21 protein-coding genes are annotated in these 19,611 nt (G+C 66.2%); 13 read left to right on the forward strand and 8 right to left on the reverse strand.

The features are described 5' to 3' along the window. Positions 1-45: 45 nt before the first annotated feature. The 4 genes from ACQR0Z_RS33770 to ACQR0Z_RS33785 all read left to right on the forward strand — a co-directional run bounded on the left by ACQR0Z_RS33770 (position 46) and on the right by ACQR0Z_RS33785 (position 1,928). On the forward strand, positions 46-696 hold the full coding sequence (locus ACQR0Z_RS33770; protein ID WP_434860493.1) for a glutathione S-transferase family protein: 651 nt from the start codon (positions 46-48) through the stop codon (positions 694-696). Between the two features lie 191 nt (positions 697-887). After that, complete coding sequence (locus ACQR0Z_RS33775; RefSeq protein ID WP_434878879.1) at positions 888-1,133, forward strand: hypothetical protein; 246 nt, start codon at positions 888-890, stop codon at positions 1,131-1,133. Between the two features lie 67 nt (positions 1,134-1,200). Next, a complete protein-coding gene (locus ACQR0Z_RS33780; RefSeq protein WP_434860495.1) occupies positions 1,201-1,395 on the forward strand; it encodes a hypothetical protein in 195 nt (64 codons plus the stop codon). A 59-nt stretch (positions 1,396-1,454) separates the two neighbouring features. Further along, positions 1,455-1,928, forward strand: coding sequence for a GNAT family N-acetyltransferase (locus ACQR0Z_RS33785; RefSeq protein WP_434921519.1), 474 nt, complete (start codon positions 1,455-1,457; stop codon positions 1,926-1,928). Positions 1,929-2,106: 178 nt separating this feature from the next. On the opposite strand, the gene ACQR0Z_RS33790 is transcribed toward ACQR0Z_RS33785, so the two are convergent. From ACQR0Z_RS33790 to ACQR0Z_RS33805, 4 genes are all read right to left on the reverse strand, one after another. Further along, positions 2,107-4,089 carry an AI-2E family transporter gene (locus ACQR0Z_RS33790; protein WP_434860497.1) on the reverse strand — a complete coding sequence of 661 codons (1,983 nt, stop codon included), beginning with the start codon at positions 4,087-4,089 and terminating at the stop codon, positions 2,107-2,109. Positions 4,090-4,690: 601 nt separating this feature from the next. Then, complete coding sequence (locus ACQR0Z_RS33795) at positions 4,691-5,011, reverse strand: antibiotic biosynthesis monooxygenase family protein (RefSeq protein WP_006609227.1); 321 nt, start codon at positions 5,009-5,011, stop codon at positions 4,691-4,693. Between the two features lie 124 nt (positions 5,012-5,135). After that, positions 5,136-6,359 (reverse strand): DUF1501 domain-containing protein, encoded by a 1,224-nt coding sequence (locus tag ACQR0Z_RS33800; protein WP_434878876.1) that lies wholly within the window; start codon positions 6,357-6,359, stop codon positions 5,136-5,138. After that, positions 6,356-7,888, reverse strand: coding sequence for a DUF1800 domain-containing protein (locus ACQR0Z_RS33805; RefSeq protein ID WP_434921520.1), 1,533 nt, complete (start codon positions 7,886-7,888; stop codon positions 6,356-6,358). The genes ACQR0Z_RS33800 and ACQR0Z_RS33805 overlap by 4 nt, the downstream gene beginning before the upstream one ends. Before the next feature lie 160 nt (positions 7,889-8,048). On the opposite strand from ACQR0Z_RS33805, the gene ACQR0Z_RS33810 reads away from it, so the two are divergent. The 4 genes from ACQR0Z_RS33810 to ACQR0Z_RS33825 all read left to right on the forward strand — a co-directional run bounded on the left by ACQR0Z_RS33810 (position 8,049) and on the right by ACQR0Z_RS33825 (position 10,252). Continuing rightward, entirely contained in the window at positions 8,049-8,267 is a 219-nt protein-coding gene (locus ACQR0Z_RS33810; RefSeq protein ID WP_434921521.1) for a cysteine-rich CWC family protein, read from the forward strand. Beyond that, positions 8,264-8,947 carry an HAD family hydrolase gene (locus ACQR0Z_RS33815; protein ID WP_434878873.1) on the forward strand — a complete coding sequence of 228 codons (684 nt, stop codon included), beginning with the start codon at positions 8,264-8,266 and terminating at the stop codon, positions 8,945-8,947. Before ACQR0Z_RS33810 ends, ACQR0Z_RS33815 begins: the two co-directional genes overlap by 4 nt. A 144-nt stretch (positions 8,948-9,091) precedes the next feature. Then, positions 9,092-9,751 (forward strand): hypothetical protein, encoded by a 660-nt coding sequence (locus ACQR0Z_RS33820; RefSeq protein ID WP_434921522.1) that lies wholly within the window; start codon positions 9,092-9,094, stop codon positions 9,749-9,751. Between the two features lie 15 nt (positions 9,752-9,766). After that, positions 9,767-10,252, forward strand: coding sequence for a hypothetical protein (locus tag ACQR0Z_RS33825; protein ID WP_434921523.1), 486 nt, complete (start codon positions 9,767-9,769; stop codon positions 10,250-10,252). Here the strand turns inward: ACQR0Z_RS33825 and ACQR0Z_RS33830 are convergent. Further along, a complete protein-coding gene (locus ACQR0Z_RS33830) occupies positions 10,227-10,835 on the reverse strand; it encodes a TetR/AcrR family transcriptional regulator (protein ID WP_434921524.1) in 609 nt (202 codons plus the stop codon). The genes ACQR0Z_RS33825 and ACQR0Z_RS33830 overlap by 26 nt on opposite strands. Before the next feature lie 95 nt (positions 10,836-10,930). On the opposite strand from ACQR0Z_RS33830, the gene ACQR0Z_RS33835 reads away from it, so the two are divergent. Next, the gene (locus tag ACQR0Z_RS33835) at positions 10,931-11,719 is read left to right on the forward strand and encodes a crotonase/enoyl-CoA hydratase family protein (protein ID WP_434921525.1); all 789 of its coding nucleotides are present in this window, start codon (positions 10,931-10,933) and stop codon (positions 11,717-11,719) included. On the opposite strand, the gene ACQR0Z_RS33840 is transcribed toward ACQR0Z_RS33835, so the two are convergent. From ACQR0Z_RS33840 to ACQR0Z_RS33850, 3 genes are read right to left on the reverse strand one after another with little or no spacing between them, the layout of a single operon-like run. After that, positions 11,716-12,411, reverse strand: coding sequence for a glutathione S-transferase family protein (locus tag ACQR0Z_RS33840; RefSeq protein ID WP_434921526.1), 696 nt, complete (start codon positions 12,409-12,411; stop codon positions 11,716-11,718). The genes ACQR0Z_RS33835 and ACQR0Z_RS33840 overlap by 4 nt on opposite strands. Positions 12,412-12,444: 33 nt before the next feature. Next, positions 12,445-12,681 (reverse strand): hypothetical protein, encoded by a 237-nt coding sequence (locus tag ACQR0Z_RS33845; protein WP_434878868.1) that lies wholly within the window; start codon positions 12,679-12,681, stop codon positions 12,445-12,447. Between the two features lie 8 nt (positions 12,682-12,689). After that, the gene (locus tag ACQR0Z_RS33850) at positions 12,690-13,454 is read right to left on the reverse strand and encodes a TSUP family transporter (RefSeq protein WP_434860509.1); all 765 of its coding nucleotides are present in this window, start codon (positions 13,452-13,454) and stop codon (positions 12,690-12,692) included. 91 nt (positions 13,455-13,545) lie between these two features. Here ACQR0Z_RS33850 and ACQR0Z_RS33855 point away from each other — a divergent pair, with 91 nt between their 5' ends. From ACQR0Z_RS33855 to uvrB, 4 genes are all read left to right on the forward strand, one after another. After that, on the forward strand, positions 13,546-14,469 hold the full coding sequence (locus ACQR0Z_RS33855) for a LysR substrate-binding domain-containing protein (RefSeq protein WP_434878866.1): 924 nt from the start codon (positions 13,546-13,548) through the stop codon (positions 14,467-14,469). A gap of 66 nt (positions 14,470-14,535) precedes the next feature. Next, a complete protein-coding gene (locus ACQR0Z_RS33860; RefSeq protein WP_434860511.1) occupies positions 14,536-14,748 on the forward strand; it encodes a hypothetical protein in 213 nt (70 codons plus the stop codon). Positions 14,749-14,949: 201 nt separating this feature from the next. Further along, the gene (locus ACQR0Z_RS33865) at positions 14,950-15,132 is read left to right on the forward strand and encodes a hypothetical protein (RefSeq protein ID WP_434860512.1); all 183 of its coding nucleotides are present in this window, start codon (positions 14,950-14,952) and stop codon (positions 15,130-15,132) included. A gap of 688 nt (positions 15,133-15,820) precedes the next feature. Beyond that, a complete protein-coding gene (uvrB, locus tag ACQR0Z_RS33870; protein WP_434921527.1) occupies positions 15,821-19,264 on the forward strand; it encodes an excinuclease ABC subunit UvrB in 3,444 nt (1,147 codons plus the stop codon). Positions 19,265-19,611: the final 347 nt, after the last annotated feature.

Here is a 19,611-nt window from a genome sequence, read left to right on the forward strand (position 1 = left end):
CGTGATTTCACGACACGATGATTCCTCGAACTCGACAATGGCCGGATGTACAAGCTCTATTCGATGCAGCGGTCGGGCAACAGCTACAAGGTTCGCCTTGCGCTGGCGCTGCTGAACGCACCCTATCAGGCAATCGAGATCGACATCCTGCGTGGTGAAAGCCGCACACCGGACTTCCTCGCCAAGAATCCGAGCGGCCAGGTGCCGCTGTTGGAAGTCGGTGAGGACCGTTACATCGCCGAGTCCAACGCGATCCTCTGGTATGTCGCCGGCGGCACGCCGCTGGTGCCGGAATCCCGCATCGAGCGCGCCGAGGCGCTGCAATGGATGTTCTTCGAGCAGCATGCGCTGGAGCCGAACATCGGCGCCGCCTACTTCTGGCTGCTGCTGGTGAAGGGCGGACGCGACCTGCAGACCCACGCGCTGGAGGACTGGATGGAGCGCGGCTACGCGGCGCTGCAGGTCATGGAGAATCATCTCAAGAGCAACGACTACTTCGCGGCGAAACAACTGACGGTCGCCGACATCGCGCTCTATGGCTACACGCATGTCGCCGATCGCTGCGACTTCGACCTGTCGACCTTTCCCAGGATTCGCAGCTGGCTCCGCCGCGTCGAGCAGTCGCCCGGCTTCGTCGCGATGGACTGGCAGCCGGCGCTGATCGATTCCGCCGGAATCGCCGCCGACTACGGCTGAACAGGTTCCGTAAGACTACCGACCGCCCGTAGAACAGCGGGGAAAATACGCGTTTTGGCGGGAACAGATACCGCCAGCACCATCTTTTTGCCGCCTTTGGGCGTTGACCGCCGCATTCCTGCCCACCGTAACCTTAGAATTTACCTCTGCGAGTGATTCGCTCGCGGATGTAGGGGTAAGGGATTCGTCGTATGTCCCGGTGGCGTCGAGCTTCCGTTCCGAGGTTCAGTTGGGTCCGCGGCCAGGCATCGCCGCAGCGATCGGAACATCATCAAGACCTGAGCACCACGGTCAGTGGCTTCCACGACAACGCGACGCTGACCCTTTCGCCCGGCCTCACCACCACCGTCGCCGTGGTCATCGCCGCCAGCACGATCTCACTGAGCTTCACACTCACCGTGCTGTCGGTTCGCGCCGTCTTGTCGTTGCTCGCTTAGCAGGAAGCCATTTTGACAACCCTTCGCGGTTTTCGCGACAACAGGCGATGATTGTCTCGCACTCCAAATGGCGATGAAATCAACGGTCGTAATCGTTGCCGTGACTCTGGCCCTCGCAATCCTGCTGGCGGCGTCACTGCTGATCATCATCGAACGGCGCGGCGAGCTTTCGCTGTCGCCGAGGACCGCAGAGGGCGAGGCGGCTCTGGTTGAATTGGCAAGGCCGCCGGCCTCAGACCCGTCGCTGCCAGTCCCCGATTGATCGAAGGCGCGGCTGCGCTTATCGAGAACGTATCGGTCTCGAACAGCGGGCACTCCTTCATGCAAGACGCTCAGGAAAGAACTCTCACGGTCCGCGCGATCGAGCGCGACGACTATGAGCGCTGGCGGCCACTCTGGGACGGCTACAACGCATTCTACGGCCGGTCAGGTCCGACGGCGCTCCCGCTCGAGATCACCGCGACGACCTGGACACGGTTTTTCGATTCTGCCGAGCCGGTGCATGCCCTGGTCGCGGAGAGCGACGGCGCGCTGATCGGCCTCGCGCATTATCTGTATCACCGCGCCACCACCTCGATCGTGCCGCTCTGCTATCTCAACGATCTCTTCACCAGCGAGGCCGCACGCGGCAAGGGCGTTGGTCGCGCCCTGATCGAAGCTGTCTATGCTGAGGCACGCCAGGCCGGCGCGACCCGGGTCTATTGGCAGACCCACGAAACGAATACGACAGCGCAGGCGCTGTACGACAAGATTGCCGAGCGCTCCGGGTTCATCGTCTACCGCAAGACGCTCTGACGCCAGCCCTCCTCACGCCACCGGACCTGTCACGTGACTGTCATGGCTCGGACCTAGGCTTTCGCCAACGCCTGATCATTCCCCGTCACCGGTCACGCGTTTCAGCGGTCCCCGTCAGTCGCCGTCTCTGACCGGGGCCGCTTTTTTTATCTCCCGTTCTGGATCGTCGATGCGGGTCTCACGCCACGTTCGTCGTCGCATCCAACCGGGCTGACGGCACCGGCTCAGGCGGCTTGTTCTGCGCGGCTTCAACGCACATTCTGACGGCCTCGCCCATGCTGGTTGCCACCCGATCCGCCTTGGTCGCGTCCTGCAGCGCCTTTGCTGCTCCCTGGTCCAGATCCGCCGCGCAGCACAGCAGCATCACGCTGGCCCGGGGCATACGCCGCTTCAAGCGGCGAACGCCGTAGCGCATATGGGCCACGCCGGGATGGCCGAGATAAACCAGGCACGCGATCGCAACGCCGGCCGGCTCCAGCTTGATGACGTTGACGGTCGAAAGCGCCTCCGCGCCTGAGACTTTCGCGCCCAATCCGTGCGCTGAAAACAGCTGCGCGAGAAGCACCGCGGCCGCTTCATCGATCGGCGTTCGACCGGCCATGCACAGGAGCGGCTGCTCGCTTCTCCACCCCTCCGCAAGCTCCTCCTTGCTGAGAACGGGGATGGTGTCGATCGCCTCGCTGCGCGCGGCGTCGTCGATGGCTGATGCCGCTTCCGGATCCGTGGTCGTCTCGCCTGCCGCGGCCGGGCCCTCATACTGATCGGACAGATCGTCCGTCAGCTCGGTGACGGCATCGCGGATCGTTGCAAGGCGATCGTAAGCGAGCGCCCCTCGCTCGGCGTCGGCCTGGGCCAGTTGAAGCCCTTTCACCGCGACCTCATCGCAATAGGCGATCAGCGAGCGCTCCTTGAGAAACTCTTCCGCCTTTTCGGCCGCCTCCGTCGGATCGCTCGCGAGCATGCGCTGGTAGAAGATCTCCGGAGGCGAGAGCGCAGGTCGATCGCCGAACATGACGTCGAGGAACTCGAGGCTTTCCACGTGACGCCCGATGACGACGAGACAGACCGTCAATGGTGTGGCGAGCACCAGTCCGATCGGCCCCCACAGCGCGGTCCAGAACGCCGCGGACACCACGACGGCCACGGGAGACAGGCCCGTGCTGCGCCCGTAGACCATCGGCTCGATGACGTGGCCGAGCACCGGTTCGACCACGACAAACAGCGCCAGCGTCCAGATCAGCATCGTCCAGCCAGGGTCCACCGCGGCGGCCAGGGCCAGCGGAAACGCCGCGCCGATGACGGCGCCGATATAGGGTACGAACCGTAGCGCCGCGGCGAGGATGCCCCAGAGAATGGCGCTGGGAATGCCGATGATCCACAAGCCGACGCCGATCACCACGCCGAAGCCGCCATTGAGGGCGAGTTGCGTGAGGAACAGCCGGCTCAGCCTGTAAGCCGCGTCATCGAGGGCCGCCGTGGTGCGTTGCAGGTCGGATGAGCCGGCGAGGCGAATGAGCCGATTTCTCAGGTCTTCTCGTTGCAGCAGAATGAAGATCACGAAGATGACGATGATGCCTGTCGTCGCCAGCGGATGAATCAGCGGCGAGATCAGCGTCCGAAGGCTGTCGAGCGCGCCGGGATCAGGCTGCCGGACCTCGACCGGAATGGGGGCCACGGGCCCTGACGGCGTCGTCCGACGACCACTCGGGACCGGAGTTGCCTCCGGCTCCTTCGGCCTGTCGAGCTCCTTGCCCAGATCCTTGAGCATGTCCGAGGCACGCTCCAGCGTCCCCCGCCCGGCTTTGGTGTCGCGGAACGACTGGATCTTCTCGCTCATCGTGGACTGATACTTCGGCAACTCGCTGGCGAGCTGCGCGAGCTGAGTGGCGAGCAGGCTGCCCAGCGCAAAGATCGCGACGAATGCAAAGAAGACCACGGTGACGACAGCCAGTCCGCGCGGAGCCCGAAGCCGCTGCAACTGTGTCACCACTGGCGCCAGGACGAAGCTGAGCAGGATGGCAAGCGCGATTGGGACCAGAATGTCCCGGCCAAAATACAGCAGCGCGATGATGATGACCGCGAAGATCGCGACCGCCAGGGCATTGATGAGCCCGAGAACATCCTCGGTGCTGCGGGCCTTGAGCGGCTGTCGGCTGATCATCAATCTCTCTTTCCGAGCGAGGAACCGCTGCGCGCACGACCGTCGGGGCCTTGGCTCGATGAACCCACGAACTTGAAAGCGCGGTCCCCAGCTTCGGTTCGCCCGCATCCCGACACGCAATAACGAGGCCGTGAGCGTCCAGTTCCCCGGCTGCGCCTTTCGTCGCATGGACGCGAGCAGCGGCGTCGAGGCCTCGCCTCAACAGCCTAGGTGTCTTTTGTGATTACAGACGCTTCGCTGACGAGATAGCCGCCCCGCACGCGCTGCGCCCCCTCTCCCCGTCCTTCACGGGGAGAGGGTTGGGGTGAGGGGCAGCCGCACGGGAAGTGTTGCCTTGATCAGGGTACAGGATGGCTTCGGCGGCAACTAAGATCAGCGCATAGTAACGCGCGAGGCCAATGGACCTACCAGCCGGCTCGAGATGTGTCGTTCGTCTCGAAGAACTTGCAACGCTGAACATCTCAACGCTGCAACCGATATCCGACGTGCCTAAATGATCACCGCCCGTGCGGCTGCCCCTCCCCCCAGCCCTCTCCCCGTAAGAACGGGGAGAGGGAGCACACCGCCTCTGGCGGCAGCAGCGTGGCTTAAGAAACGCGAACTACTTCTTCCCGCCCACCGTCTGCTTCACCTCGAAACCCTCGAACTGCGGCGGGCCGAGATAGAGCGGCTTGTTGTCGCCGGCGCCCTTGTGGGCCATGCGGAAGGCTTCGGACTTGGTCCAGTCCTCGAAAGCCGTCTTCGATGCCCAGATCGTGTGCGAGGCGTAGAGCGTGTGATCCTCGGCTTCGGGCCCCTTCAGCAGATGAAACTCGACGAAGCCGGGGACCTTGTCGAGATGGCTGTCGCGCGACAGCCAGACCTGCTCGAAGGCCGCTTCCGAGCCCTTGGCGACGCGAAACCGATTCATGGCGATGAACATGGTGATCTCCTGGATGATATGCCGCTGCATCCAGGCATAGCAGACTTCACGCCGCCATGCGCCTGCGGTCATCGCCGCCGCTGCGGCGATGTTTTGAGCAATCGAACGAAACGCCGCGCGATCCTCAGGCCAGGAGACCCTTGAGCGGCCTCACGGCCGCGCTCTCCGGAAACACGGTCTCGCCGAGCGCGCGCTCGCTCAATCCGAGGTGATCGGCCAGCACGCCCTTGAACACGCCGCGCAGATCCGTGGTCGGCGCGAGGTCACGCCCCTGATAGAGGCTCGCCATCTTCAACGTCGGCCAATCGGCGATGACGCGTCCGCCCTTCACCGCGCCGCCCGCAAGCAGGGCGATCGTGCCGGTGCCGTGATCGGTGCCTTGCGTGCCGTTGATCCTGGCCGTGCGACCGAACTCGGTCGCCACCACGACCACCGTGTCGCGCCAGCGCGGGCCGAATCCGCTCTCGAACTCCGCGAGCGCGCCGTCGAGCCCCGACAGCAATTGCGCGAGCCGCCCGACCGCGCCGCCCTCATTGGCATGCGTATCCCAGCCATCGAACGCCAGCGCCGCGACACGCGGGCCCTCGTCGGCGGCCATCAGCTTGGCTGCGCCGCGCGCGACCTGGCGCATGGCTGCAATCTGGTTGCCGCCGGCTTTCGGCTTCATGTCGTCGCCGAACGCGACCTTCTCCAGCTTCAGTCCTTGCGAAAGCGCCGCGGCCAAGGCGGGATCGCGTTGGCTGTAGAGATCGACGAGCCGCATCGCCGTGTCGTCATCCGCCTGCGGCAACGTCACCGGCGCCCAGCCGACGATCGCCGCGCCGCCGCGCAGCACCAGCGGCGCGGTCGGTCCGACGGCGAGCGCACCGGCAACACGGGACCCACGCGGCAGGATTTCGAGGGCGCGATTGAGCCAGCCGGATTGCACGCGGCCCGGCCCCGCAAAGCCGCTTTCAAGCACGTCCTGGCCGTCGAAATGCGAGCGCTCGCGATATGGCGTGGCGACCGCATGGATCACCGCGGCCTGCCTGGCGCGATACATGCGCGCGAATTCCGGCATCGACGGATGCAGCGCGAAGAACGAATCCAGCGGCAATGCCGGATGCGCGCCGTCCGTCGCGAGCGCAATCGCACCATGCAGGCCGGTGTAGTCGGGATCACCGATCGGCGCGACGGTGGCGAGCCCATCGAGCGCGCCGCGCAGGATGACGACGATCAGGCGCGGATCGCGCTGGTCGGCGGCACGGGCAAATTTCGGCAGGTAGCCCCAGGCGGCAAAGGATGCGCCCGCCAGCAGCAGATGGCGGCGCGACGGCAGCAGCGAGATCGTGGCCTGATCCATCGTCATCTCCTCTGGAATTCCGGCGACATCAACAGCAGCGCCAGCGCCTGCTGACGGGTCTCGGCGCGCTCGATCGTCTGCCGCGTCTCGGATGACGCGGCGCCGGCCGCCACGAGGTCGAGCAGATCGCGCGGATCGAGATTGTTGCCGAGGCGCGCGCCGAGTTGCGCAGAAATGTCGAGCCGCAGCTTCATGCCCTCCGGCGCCGCCCACATCGCATTGGTATCGGCAAATCCGTTCGGACCGGCCGGCGCCCAGAGCGGCTGGCCCAAGGTGTTCAGCGCATTGAGATAGAAGCCGGGGTCCTCCGGGACGCGCGCCAGCAGGCGGCCGCCGGCAACCAGGAACTCATACGGCGAGCGGATCTTGGTCAGCGGCGCCGACCAGGCCTCGTCGGAATCCAGCAGCGCCAGCGTCACCGCCCTGAGATCACCCTCGCTGGTCTTGAACGTTGTTTCGAGCTTGGCGACGAGCGCGGGCGGCGGATCGTCGGCGACGAAATGCCGGGCCAGCTTGGTGGCGATGAACTTCGCCGTCGACGGATGGCGCGCGATATCGGCGAGCGCCGCCTCGCCCTGCGCGAGACCGTTGTCCTGATAGACCTTGCCCAGCAGGGTCTGCGGTCCCGGCTGATGCGCGTTCGCATTGAACAAAAAGCTGCCGGGCGCGCCGTTGCGGGCATTGCGGCCGGCGAAGCTCCAGCCGGTGATGATGCGGGCCAGCGAGGTCACGTCGTCCTGCGTGTAGCCGCCGCCGACGCCGAGCGTATGCAGCTCCATGATCTCGCGCGCGAGATTCTCGTTGAGGCCGCGCTTGCGGTTCTGGCCGGCGCGCGAGTCCGGGCCGAGCGATTCCTGATTGTCGAGGAAGAACAGCATCGCCGGGTGCTGCTCGACCGCCTTGAGCATGTCGGCGAAGCGCCCGAGCACATGCGGCCGGATCGCCTCGCGCTCGAACGCGCCGGCCCACATGCGCGCCAGTTCGCCCTTCGCGGCCGAGATGCAGAAATGGTTCGACCAGAACGCCACCAGGCGCTCGGTGATGCCGCAATCCGCGAGGATCGCGCGCTGCAGCCGCGCCAGCGCCTCGGCGCGGAACGTCTTCTGGACGACGTTGGGCGGTTGCTGCGGTTGCGCCGGCTTCGCCTGGGCCGGATCTGCCGCAGCAGGCGCCATGCTGGCGCCTGTGGCCGGTGCAGCGGAGGCTGGGGCGGCCATCGGCGCGTCGGCGCGGTTCATGGACAGGCCCCGCGTCTGGCCGGGCTGATCCATCGACGGCGTTTCGGCGGCCGATTTCGCGACTGCCTCGCGCGCCCGCTTGACCTCCTCCTGATAGGCGAAGACCGTGTCGGCGAGCGCCGGCGTCGGCTGCAGGCCGGGCACTTCGAGCAACGCGCCGGTGGGACGGCTGAGCTCGGCCTTGACATAGCCGCGCGGATCCGAGGCGGCACTGACGAGATCGCCCGAGGCGCCGCCGCGGGCGCCGAAACCGAAACGGTTCAACGCGACCAGGGCGGCCTTCGCATCACGCGCCATGTCTCATCCTCATCAGCAGACCGCTTCATCAGCAGGTCGCGCGAGCGCAGGAGCCCGCACAGCTTTGTTGCCGCTACCGTCGAGGGCGATGGCGCGGCCGATTGTCACGGACTATACTTGCCGCGACAGATGAACCGGACATGAAAAGGACGCGCCGCGCGTGGTTCCGAACGTGACAAATCGTTTAGCAAACGTTACCGCGCGGAAGCTCGTGTGCGAGTCCTGCGGCACGACATTCACCTGCGATCCCCACGGGTCCTGCTGGTGCTTCGACGAGAGCGTCCGCCTGCCGCTGCCGAAGGATGGGCAGAGCGCCTTCAAGGACTGCCTGTGCGCCGATTGCCTGAAGCGGCTGGCCAAGGCGGAACTGGGCTCATGACGCGCTGGAACGTCGATGCCGTCCTGCTCGACATGGACGGCACCCTGCTCGATACCGAGAAGGTGTATCTGGAAGCCTCGATCGCGGCCTTCAATTCGCTCGGCCATGTCGAGGGTGTGACCGAGCTCTGTCATGCCATGATCGGCATTCCTGGGCCCGACAATGAGCGCACCTTGCGCAACCATTTCGGCGACGATTTCCCCCTCGATGAGGTCAACCGGCTGTTCGCCGCCAAGACCGCCGAGATCCTGCAGGCGGGGATGCCGCTGAAGCCCGGCGTGATCGACCTGCTCGCCGCGATCGAGGCCGCCGGTCTGCCCAAGGCCATCGTCACCTCGTCCTCGCGCAGCACGGCGGCGGATCATCTTCGGCTCGCCGGAATCCATCATCGCTTCGACGCGATCCTGACGCGCGACGATGTCACCCGCGCCAAGCCGCATCCCGATCTCTATCTGTTGGCCGCCGAACGGTTGGGCACGCGTGCGCACGCCTGCATCGCGATCGAGGATTCCAATCCCGGCGTGGCCGCGGCGCACGCCGCCGGCGCGATCACGCTGATGGTGCCCGACATCGTGCCACCGACCGAGCAGTCGCGCGCGAAATGCGCGGCCGTGTTGCCGGACCTCGACGCGACCATCGCACTGCTCGCCGAACGTTCGGTGCTGTCCGTCAGGACCTGAAGCGACGGCGTTCATCAGCCATTGTCTTCAAAAGCCGCCGAAGACGGTCACCTTCTCTTCACGTCGATGCACGCATCGCGCGGCGCTGGTGGATGAATTAACCCGCATGGACTACCTTAGCGGCGTTCGTGGATGGGTCGTTTCATGTTGCGATTTATTGGCGCCGTGGGCGCGGCATTCGTGTTGGCATTCGGTGGTGTGAGCTGGGCCGTCAGGGGCTTTCCGTTGCCGGGCGCCTCGACCTGGTCGGGCCCGATCGAAACCGTGTCGAACCTTGCTGGTGGCTCCCAGACAGTGGCCGTGGTGGCACCGCTGTCCGCGACGGTGGACATGCAGTTCGGCGATGCCAGGTCCAAGGAGAAGTTCGAACGCAAGGCTTGGCTCGCCGAGCACACGTCGCAGAGCGACAAGAACCCCAAGCTCGACGCGTTGCGGATGGACGCGCTGCAGGCCGCGACCGCCTACAAGCTGTCGCCCTGCGACAAGACCCAGAAGCAGAATCTCGTCGACGCGGTCTCGGCCTATACGCGCGCCTACGTCGCCAAGCTGGATTGCAAGCGCAATTTCCTCGGCGCAAAGATCTGTACTGAGAAATCAAGGGAGGAAGCCGCTGCCAGCGTCGGCACCCCGCTGGACCAGCGTGTGCGGGAGGCGTTGCACGAGGCCTTCGACGAGAAGGGTGTCACCAAGGCGGACTTCCCGGCCGACATCCGCGAGGACGTCCCGATGTTTGCCGGGCCAGGTCTCTGGTCGGATGAATCATCGGTCTGCCGCATCCGGCAGGCGCAGCGCGACCGGCGCTAGCAAGCGGGCGCTGCCATGCAACGGCTCATCTTCATCATCGCCGCCATCGTCGTCTGGCAGGTCGCCGGACACATCTTCCTGAAGCCGGCGCCGCCGCAAGCGAGGGTGTTTCCGCCGGTGAGCGGCGCGGAGTTCGAGGACCACGAGAAGTACACAAGGGATGCGCGGGAGTCGCAGCGGCAGGATGCGCTGAAGGCGCTCGACCGCGCCTGGAGCGATCGCTGCGGCGACAAGCGCAAGGACTTCATCAGCGGCCTCGGCCACTACTACTATCACCGCCAGAACCAGAACGAGCGCTATCCCGAGATCTATGGCCCGGCCGGCGCGACCTATATCGCCGGCGTCTGGACCACGGCCGAGGATCGCCGCATCGAGCGCCTCACCCAGGAAGCCTACGCCGCCGGCTACATCAAGCCGTCCGATTTCGACTCCATGGCCAGCCAGGTGGTGGCGACGGTCGTGCGCGGCGAGCAGATCAGGGGCCGCGGCTGCGGCGGCTGAGCGTCCTGCGCGGCAGCGCCGCCGCGACCAGCGCCCGCGCCGCCTCGCCCGCGGTTTCCATGTAGCTGGCATCACGGTGCAGCAGCACGACGGCAAACGCGCCGTCGAGCAGCAGCAGCATCTGCCGCGCCAGTTCGCTCGCGCCGGCAATGCCCGCCTCGGCAAACGTGGCCTGCAGCCAGGCTTCGAACTTCTTCTTGTGCGCGGCGCCGATCTTGATCGCGGGATGGCCGGGCAGATTGGCGAGCTCGGCGGTGGTGCGCAGGAAGCCGCAGCCGCGCCATTTCGGATGCCGAGCGGACTCCGCGAGATGGCTGAAGATCGCCGCGACCTTGTCCGGCAGTGCGCCACCTGCCTCGTCGAACCAGCGCTTGAACAGCGCGAGGTTCGGCTGGTCGCGCGCGGCGAGATAGGCGGCGACGAGGTCGTCCTTGCTGCGGAAATGGTAGTACAGCGTCTTCTTGGTGATCCCGGCCGTCTCGGCCACGGCATCGACGCTGACGGCGCGGATGCCCTCGGCATAGAACAGCTTGCTCGCCGCCGCGACAATGCGCGCCCGGGTCGGATCGGAAGAACGGGCCATGCAGCGCTCCGTCAATGTATACTGACCAGTGAATATATCTTGCGCGGCGCCACGCCTAGTCTCTGCGGCATTCTTACAGTCCGCGAGGCGCCGTCATGACCGAGCCTGTCCTGTTTCACGTTGCCGACCGTATCGCCCTGCTCACGCTCAACCGTCCGGACAAGCTCAATGCGTTGAGCTACGCCTTGATCGACGCGCTGATGGCCGCTCTCGACCGGATCGAAACCGATCCCGCCGTCCGGGCCGTGATCCTCACCGGCGCGGGCGACCGCGCCTTCTCGGCCGGCGCCGATATCGACGAGTTCAGCACAAACGTCGCCGACGGGCGCGCCGCCGCGCTGCGCGACTTCGTGCGCCGCGGCCAGGCGATGACCGCGCGTCTGGAAGCGTTCTCAAAACCGGTCATCGCCGCGGTGAACGGCCTCGCCTTCGGCGGCGGCTGCGAGATCACGGAAGCCGTGCATCTGGCGGTCGCCAGCGACCGCGCGAGCTTCGCCAAGCCGGAGATCCGGCTCGGCATGCCGCCGACCTTCGGCGGCTCGCAGCGGCTGCCGCGGCTGGTCGGGCGCAAGCGCGGCCTCGAACTGCTGCTCACCGGCGATCCGTTCCCGGCACAGCGCGCGCTCCAGATCGGCCTGGTCAACGCGGTCGTGCCGCATGCTGAGCTGCTGCCGGCGGCTCGCGCGCTCGCCCAACGCATCATCCGCCACGGCCCGGACGCCGTCGCGGCCGTGATCACAGCGGCGACGCGCGGCCTCAACATGGCGATCGGCGAAGGCCTGCAGGTCGAAGCCGAGCAGTTCGCGGCGCTGGTCGGCAGCCGCGACCTCGACGCAGGCCTGGCGGCCTGGCGCGAACGCCGGCCGCCACGCGTCTCCGGCTAGACGGCAAATCCCGGCGACTTCCGCGCCAGTCCGTCGAAGGCATCGAGCAGCCGCTCGCGCCAGGCATAGACGCTGTCGGTCTCCTCCAGCAGCTTGAACGGGCTGACCACGCGCGCCCATTGGAAGCCGCCGAACACGATGTAGTCGGCATAATCAGGCGCATGGCCGCCGATGAAGGGCTGCGCCTTTAAGGTCTGGCGCAGCGGCTCCAGCGATTTGCGGAAGCCGATCACCGCCTGGTCGCGCGGCGCCATGACCTCTTCCAGCCGCTTGCCGAACCGCGCCTCGCGCGAGGTGCGGAAATAGGCGGCGTCCTCTGGCGCCAGGTTCTTCGGGATGTCGGCGATGATCAGCGGGAAGATGCCGCCGACGATTGCGATGTCGCCCCACGCATTCATGAAGCGCGCCATCGCGTGGCCGCCGGCGCCGCCGAACAGCGACGGACGATCGGGATAAGTGTCTTCGAGATAGCCGGCGATCACCCAGGAATCGACGATCGTGCGGTCGCCGTCGAGCAGCACCGGCACCTTCTCGGAGCCATGCGGCGCAAGCGCGCTCTTCTCGGTGAAGCGCCACGGGATCGTCTCCGCGCTCAGCCTCTTGTGCGCCAGCGCCATGCGGGTCCGCCAGCAGAACGGGCTGAACGGGCGGCCGGCATCGGTGCCCACGAGTTCGAACAGCTTCAGTGACATGCTTCGATCCCCTCTTCCTGCGAGGAGATCGTTCTAGCTCACGACTCGGCCATTGTCGCGCAGCAGCTGCGCGCCGGCCTCGGTGACGGCGATGACGCCGCCGCCCGCGGCCGGCCTGCGCGCGACATAGCCGGCGTCAGCGGCATCCTCCCAGATCGTCAGGCGCGGACAGCTCGTCCGCCACGTCTCGACCACCTCCGCATGGCTGCGCGGCTTCAGCGCGATCCACTCGACGAAATCGAGCACCAGGGCGTCGGCTGATCCGGTCATCGCTCACCTCATTCGGCTGCAACGGAGCTCTGCGCAACCAGCAGCAGCCAGCCGCCATAGAGGATGTAGTAGCTCGCCACCGCCGTGATGATGCGGTTGGCCCAGACCCGGAACTGCTGCTCGCTCATCGCCTCCAGGATGCGCCGCGCCAAGGTCGTGCCGAGCATCGACGCCGCGATCGCCACGACCGCGAGCACCGGATCGAGCTGCGCCGCTTGGTCGATGATCCCGCCGAAATAGATCAGCTTGGTGAGGTGGCTCGCGACCTGGCAGGTCGCCTTGGTGGCGACGATCGATTTGCGATCGAAGCGCGCGCCGAGGAAGAACGTGTCGAGCAGCGGGCCGGAGACGCCGGTCATCAGCATCAGCCCCATGCAGATCATGCCGTAGACCGCGCCCTGCCAGACGCTCTCCGGATCGGGCTTGAGCGAGGCCGGCATCAGCCGCGCCAGGAACGGCGTGACGCCGAGCAGCAGCAGCGCGACCGGCTTGTCCGGCACGTAGCGCACCAGCGCCCACAGCCCGAGCGCCAGCGCGCAGCCGATGAGATAGACCGCGACCGGCCGCCAGCGGATGTGCCGCCGCCACAGCACCGCGCGCCAGCCGTTGGAGGCCATCTGCGTCACCGCGTGCAGCACCATCGCCGCCGGCAGCGGCATGATCGCCAAGAGCACGCCGATCAGGATCAGTCCGCCGGCCATGCCGAACAGGCCCGACAGGAACGCGGTCGCCACCATCAGCAATCCGAGCGCTGCGATCAGGACGGGCGTCATGGCTGGTCTCCTTCGTCAGCAATGATCGCCTACTGGCGAGGCGAGCACAAACGGGGTTATCTTGCCCTCCATCAGTTTTCCTGAGGGCAACATGCGGCGGCTCCTGTTTCTCAACGGCATCAAGGCATTCGAGGCGGCGGCGCGGACCGGCAGCTTCGCCGCGGCCGGCAGCGAGCTCAACGTCTCGGCGGCAGCGATCAGCCGCATGGTCAACCTGCTGGAGCAGCGGCTCGGCGTGGTGCTGTTCGAGCGCAAGGCCAACCGTCTCGCGCTCACCGCGCCGGGGCGCGCCTATCAGAGCGGCCTGACGCCGATCTTCGATGCGCTGTCGAGTCTCACCGCGCAGATCATGGCGCCGTCGTCGATGCGGGTGCTGACGCTCGGCGTCGGCCCGACCTTCGCGATGAAATGGCTGATCCCGCGGCTGGCCGATTTCAGCACCGAGGAACCCGACATCGAGGTGCGCATCACCACCGGCGGCGCGGCGGTGCCGTTCGGCGACGATTGGAGCTGTGGCATCAAGCTCGGCGACGGCGCCTGGCCGGGCCTGGTCGCCGAGCCATTGTTCGCCGCCGATTTGGTGCCGGTGTGCACGCCGCGGCTCGCCGCGACGTTGAAACGGCCGAGCGATCTCAAGGGCCCGAGCCTGCTGCGGGTGTCGCATGCGGCGGAGGACTGGCCGCTATGGTTGAAGGCCGCTTGTGTCTCGCGCGTCAGCGCACGCGGCACCGAGTTTCAATATTACGGCCACGCATTGCAGGCCGCGATCGACGGCCTCGGCGTCGCCATGGGCATCCGTCCCTATATCGACGACGACCTTGCCGCAGGACGTCTGGTTGCACCGTTCGCGCTGACCGTCCCGAAAGGCGAGCGCTGGTATCTCGTGTACCGGCATTTCCAGGCCGGACAACGCGATTTCGCGGCGTTCCGGCGCTGGATCATGCGCGCGGCCGGACAGCCCGCCGCACGGAATTCGCAACGAAAAGAGGCGATGAAAAAAGACGCCAGTGTGTGAACCTGTTCACATATGGCTGGACCAATTCATGCTGTCGTTGCCGTTCGGGACATCCAGGACTGCGCAATGACGTACTTGTATGAGGATTTCGCCATCGAGCCGTTCGAGGCGGGACGCGGCTTGTGGCACGCGCGGATTCGCCGCGCAGACATGACTCCGGTGGTGATCAATGGCGTGTCGTTCCCATCGCTCGAGGTCGGCTTCGCATGGTCGGATGCGGACATGGCCGTTGCCGATGCCAAGAGCCACATCGACCGTTTCCGCAAGCGTTGGGGCTGAGCTCCGCAAGCGCATGCGTCGTCATTCGAGGCACACGACGGAGGATATCGACCCACCCCCGGGAAAAGACGGATAGCGCGGCGTGAAACAATCTCAGAGAGTGAAGTCTCAATGAGTCCACCTCCGCTGCCAGTTGGCTCAAAGGCGACATTGAAACGCCAATTCAAATGCCGAGTATATTCGTAATGCGGACTGCAATTCATGGCTGAGCCTGCCGTCAAACACCTCACTTATTCCGTGCGTACGCGATGCCCGGATTGCGATGCGGAGCTGAGCATCCTGAGCGTCATCAATGGCCGCGGCGGTTCCGAATATTGGGCGCTGCAATGCGTCGCCTGCCACGGCGTGCATCTCGATATCGTCGAGCAGCCGACAAAGCACTGATCGCCGACACAGTGATCACGGCCCCAGCGACCATCGACACACGTCACGCCGGCTGATCCGCTCGGCGCTTCATCGAACGGTGGCTGTGCCGGCGCGATCGACAGCATGATTTGCTTTTGCGTCATCGCGGCGCGGTCGCCTTGCGTACGTTTCCGATTCCATCGCGCGCGCAGCTTCGCCATCAGCCCCGCTTTCACCCTCCCCTGAAAGGGCAGGGCAATCGCATGTGGAAATTGCGGGCTGTCGCGACCAACGATCCTGCAAGTGAGTGACTCCGTCATGCCCGGGCTTGTCCCGGGCATCCACGTCGTTCTCAGCATGCCGGCCGACGTGGATGGCCGGGACGAGCCCGGCCATGACGACGCGGAGAGAGACGAGCACAAAACGGCGATCGCCACAGGCGATCACCCTCCCCTGAAGGGTGAGGGTCGGCTCATGGGCGCGACGCGCGCGTGAACCGGGGTGGGGTGATCTCTCCACGTGCACCGGTTTCCACGGCTCACCCCACCCCGCTCGCCCGCTTCGCGCGCGATCGGCCCTCCCCCTCCAGGAGAAGGTGAGACCGAAATCGCAGCGGCCTGCCGTCGTGATCATCGGGGCTCGCCTGCTGCCACCATGCTGTCAGCAGGGCTGGTGACAAGGCCCGATCGCTCTTTCATGTCGCCCCCTTCGGTCCCATATTTGGGCCATGGCGAAGACCCCCGACACCCCCAAAAAGCCCGGCCGTACCCCGAAATCCAAAGCGCATCGCCCCGATGTGCAGCCGATCGCGCCCGCGCTCGCGGAACTGCTGAACCCCGCGATCAACCGCGGCGAGAGCGGCATCGGTTCCTCCACCGGATTGAAGCCGCCGCCGGACAATTCCTGGGACCGCCGCAGCGGCGGCGAAGCCGCCGCGCACCGCGCGCGGGCGTCGACCAAGGGCAAGAGCGCTGATGTGGCGACGGGCGATGCCGCTCGCGCCATGCCGCTGCGGCCGAATCCGCAGCCTGTCGGGGGGCGTGCGGCCGTCGGCAAGTCACCTGCATCAGCCCAGCCCGACGCTGCGCTCCCTCCCCCCTTGTGGGGGAGGGCTGGGGAGGGGGGTACCCCGAGCGACGCTGCTCACGGCCGCCCCCCGAATTCTTCCCCTCGAGGAGAGGTGGAGAAGAACGCCCCCGAAACAGCTCGTTCCGGAACACCCCCCTCCCCAGCCCTCCCCCACAAGGGGGGAGGGAGCGCAGCTGTGCAAGGTGAGGCAGGTCCCGCTACGACAGACGAAGGCGAGCCGTATCCCGGCTTCGCCGAAGCCCCGCAGGCCAATTTCGGTACCTCCGCCACCATCCCCACCCTCGATCCCGAACTCGCGCGGCAGCTCGGCCTGCCGACCGCCGAGGACGACGAGGAAGCCCTCGCCCGCCCGCCGCGCAGCAAGATGGAGGCGCTCGGCGTCAAGGCGACCGCGGAAGCGCTGGAATCCCTGATCCGCGAGGGCCGCCCCGAGTTCCGCAAAAACGACGGCTCGCTGAAGGTCTGGACCCCGCACCGTCCGCCGCGCCCGGAGAAGTCCGAGGGCGGCGTCCGCTTCGAGATCAAGTCGGCCTACGAGCCCAAGGGCGACCAGCCCCAGGCGATCAAGGAGCTGGTCGAGGGCATCAACCGCAACGACCGCACCCAGGTGCTGCTCGGCGTCACCGGCTCCGGCAAGACCTACACCATGGCCAAGGTGATCGAGGCGACGCAGCGCCCCGCCATCATCCTGGCGCCGAACAAGACGCTCGCGGCGCAGCTCTATGGCGAGTTCAAGAGCTTCTTCCCCGACAACGCGGTCGAGTACTTCGTCTCCTATTACGACTACTACCAGCCCGAGGCCTACGTCCCGCGCACCGACACCTATATCGAGAAGGATTCCTCGATCAACGAGCAGATCGACCGCATGCGCCACGCCGCGACGCGCGCGCTGCTGGAGCGCGACGACGTCATCATCGTCGCCTCGGTGTCGTGCATCTACGGTATCGGCTCGGTCGAGACCTACACCGCGATGACCTTCGCGCTGAAGAAGGGCGAGCGCATCGACCAGCGCCAGCTGATCGCCGACCTCGTCGCCCTGCAATACAAGCGCACGCAACACGATTTCACCCGCGGCACCTTCCGTGTCCGCGGCGACGTCATCGACATTTTCCCGGCGCACTATGAGGACCGCGCCTGGCGCGTGAACCTGTTCGGCGACACCGTCGAGAATATCGAGGAGTTCGATCCGCTCACCGGCCACAAGCAGGACGAGTTGGAGTTCATCAAGGTCTACGCCAACTCGCACTACGTCACCCCGCGCCCGACCCTGGTGCAGGCGATCAAGTCGATCAAGCATGAGTTGAAGATCCGGCTCGACCAGCTGCACGCGCAGGGCCGCCTGCTCGAGGCGCAGAGGCTGGAGCAGCGCACCACGTTCGACATCGAGATGATGGAGGCGACCGGCAGCTGCGCCGGCATCGAGAACTACTCGCGCTACCTCACCGGTCGCCTACCGGGCGAGCCGCCGCCGACGTTGTTCGAATACGTGCCCGACAATGCGCTGGTGTTCGCCGACGAGAGCCACGTCACCGTGCCGCAGATCGGCGGCATGTTCCGCGGCGACTTCCGCCGCAAGGCAACGCTCGCCGAATACGGTTTCCGCCTGCCCTCCTGCATGGACAACCGTCCGCTGCGCTTCGAGGAGTGGGACATGATGCGGCCGCAGACGGTCGCGGTCTCGGCCACGCCGGCGGCGTGGGAGATCAACGAGGCCGGCGGCGTGTTCGTCGAGCAGGTCATCCGCCCGACCGGCCTGATTGATCCTCCGGTCGATATCCGTCCCGCCCGCACCCAGGTCGATGACCTGCTCGGCGAGGTCCGCGCGACCGCGCAGAAGGGCTACCGCTCGCTGATCACGGTGCTGACCAAGCGCATGGCCGAGGACCTCACGGAGTATCTGCACGAGCAGGGCATCCGCGTCCGCTACATGCACTCGGACATCGACACGATCGAGCGAATCGAGATCATCCGCGATCTTCGCTTGGGTGCGTTCGACGCGCTGGTCGGCATCAACCTGCTGCGCGAGGGCCTTGACATTCCCGAATGCGCCTTGGTCGCGATCCTCGATGCCGACAAGGAAGGTTTTCTGCGCAGCGAGACCTCGCTGATCCAGACCATCGGCCGCGCCGCGCGCAACGTCGACGGCAAGGTCATCCTCTATGCCGACCAGGTCACCGGCTCGATGGAGCGCGCGATGGCCGAGACCACGCGCCGCCGCGAGAAGCAGATGGAGTACAATACGCTCAACGGCATCACGCCGGAGAGCGTCAAGAAGTCGATCGGCGACATCCTCAACTCGGTCTATGAGCGCGACCACGTGCTGATCGAAACCGGCGGCGGCACCACGACCGACGACGTCATCTCGATCGGCCACAATTTCGAGGCCGTGCTCGCCGATCTCGAAACCCGCATGCGCGAGGCCGCCGCCGACCTGAACTTCGAGGAAGCCGCCCGCCTCCGCGACGAGGTCAAGCGCCTCCGCGCCACCGAGCTCGCGGTCGTCGACGACCCCACCGCCAAGCAGCGCACCGTGCAGGACAAGGCGGGAAGCTACGCGGGCGCGAAGAAATACGGCGACGCCGCCAATTTGCCGACCACGGCGCTGAAAGGCCGCGGCGCGTCCGCGCGGAGCTCTTCGTCCCGCAGCGGCGGTCCCTCCGTTCCCTCCCCCCTTGTGGGGGAGGGTCAGGGAGGGGGGCCCGCGAGTCGTGGCGGCCGTGGCAGCGGAAAGTCTGCCAACCGCGACCCGCTCGCGCCGTCGCTCGACGATATCCTCAGCGGCGGCTCCCGCCGCGAAGACGGTGCCTCCGCCCCCTCTCCCCGTCCTTCACGGGGAGAGGGTCGGGGTGAGGGGCGCCCCACGGGGGCTCCCTCCAAGGTCCACAAACCCCATCTCGACGAGATGCACGGCCCGGAGTCCCTGCCCTACCGCCCCAACGCCAAGCTGCCGCCCAAACCCTTCGGCAGCAGCAGCAAGATCATCCAGCCAACCAACTCGCGCGAGTCCGGCCCGGAGTTCGGCCCAGCGCCGCGCTCGACGGGTGGTGCGCCGGGGAAGCGGGGTGGCTGGAAGAAGCGGTGAGAGATCAGTTGTGGCCATCTGTCAGAACTCGGGCTCGAAGAGCTACCAACTGAAAAAGTCGCTCCGAAACTGCGGTGACTGGCAAAATATCCTTCCGACAATCCATCATGTATGAATTCTGCAAGCCTACGGAAGGCTTGCTCAGGAATTCAGACGTGATCTCGCATCCAATTCTGCGTCGGCCTAAGGCGACCAACAAAGTGGACGGAGGCGAACCGAGCCCCGCCCCCTTGCGGGCCGTCAAGATCCAACCCCATCCAGATGGTAATTTATTCCGGACGGTTAGCTCAACCGGACCACTTCACAACTTGGCACAAATCTACTTATAATTGTTCTGCCCTTTCCCT

It is taken from the genome of Bradyrhizobium sp. HKCCYLS3077 (assembly GCF_051167555.1).
In the GTDB taxonomy this organism is placed as follows: domain Bacteria; phylum Pseudomonadota; class Alphaproteobacteria; order Rhizobiales; family Xanthobacteraceae; genus Bradyrhizobium.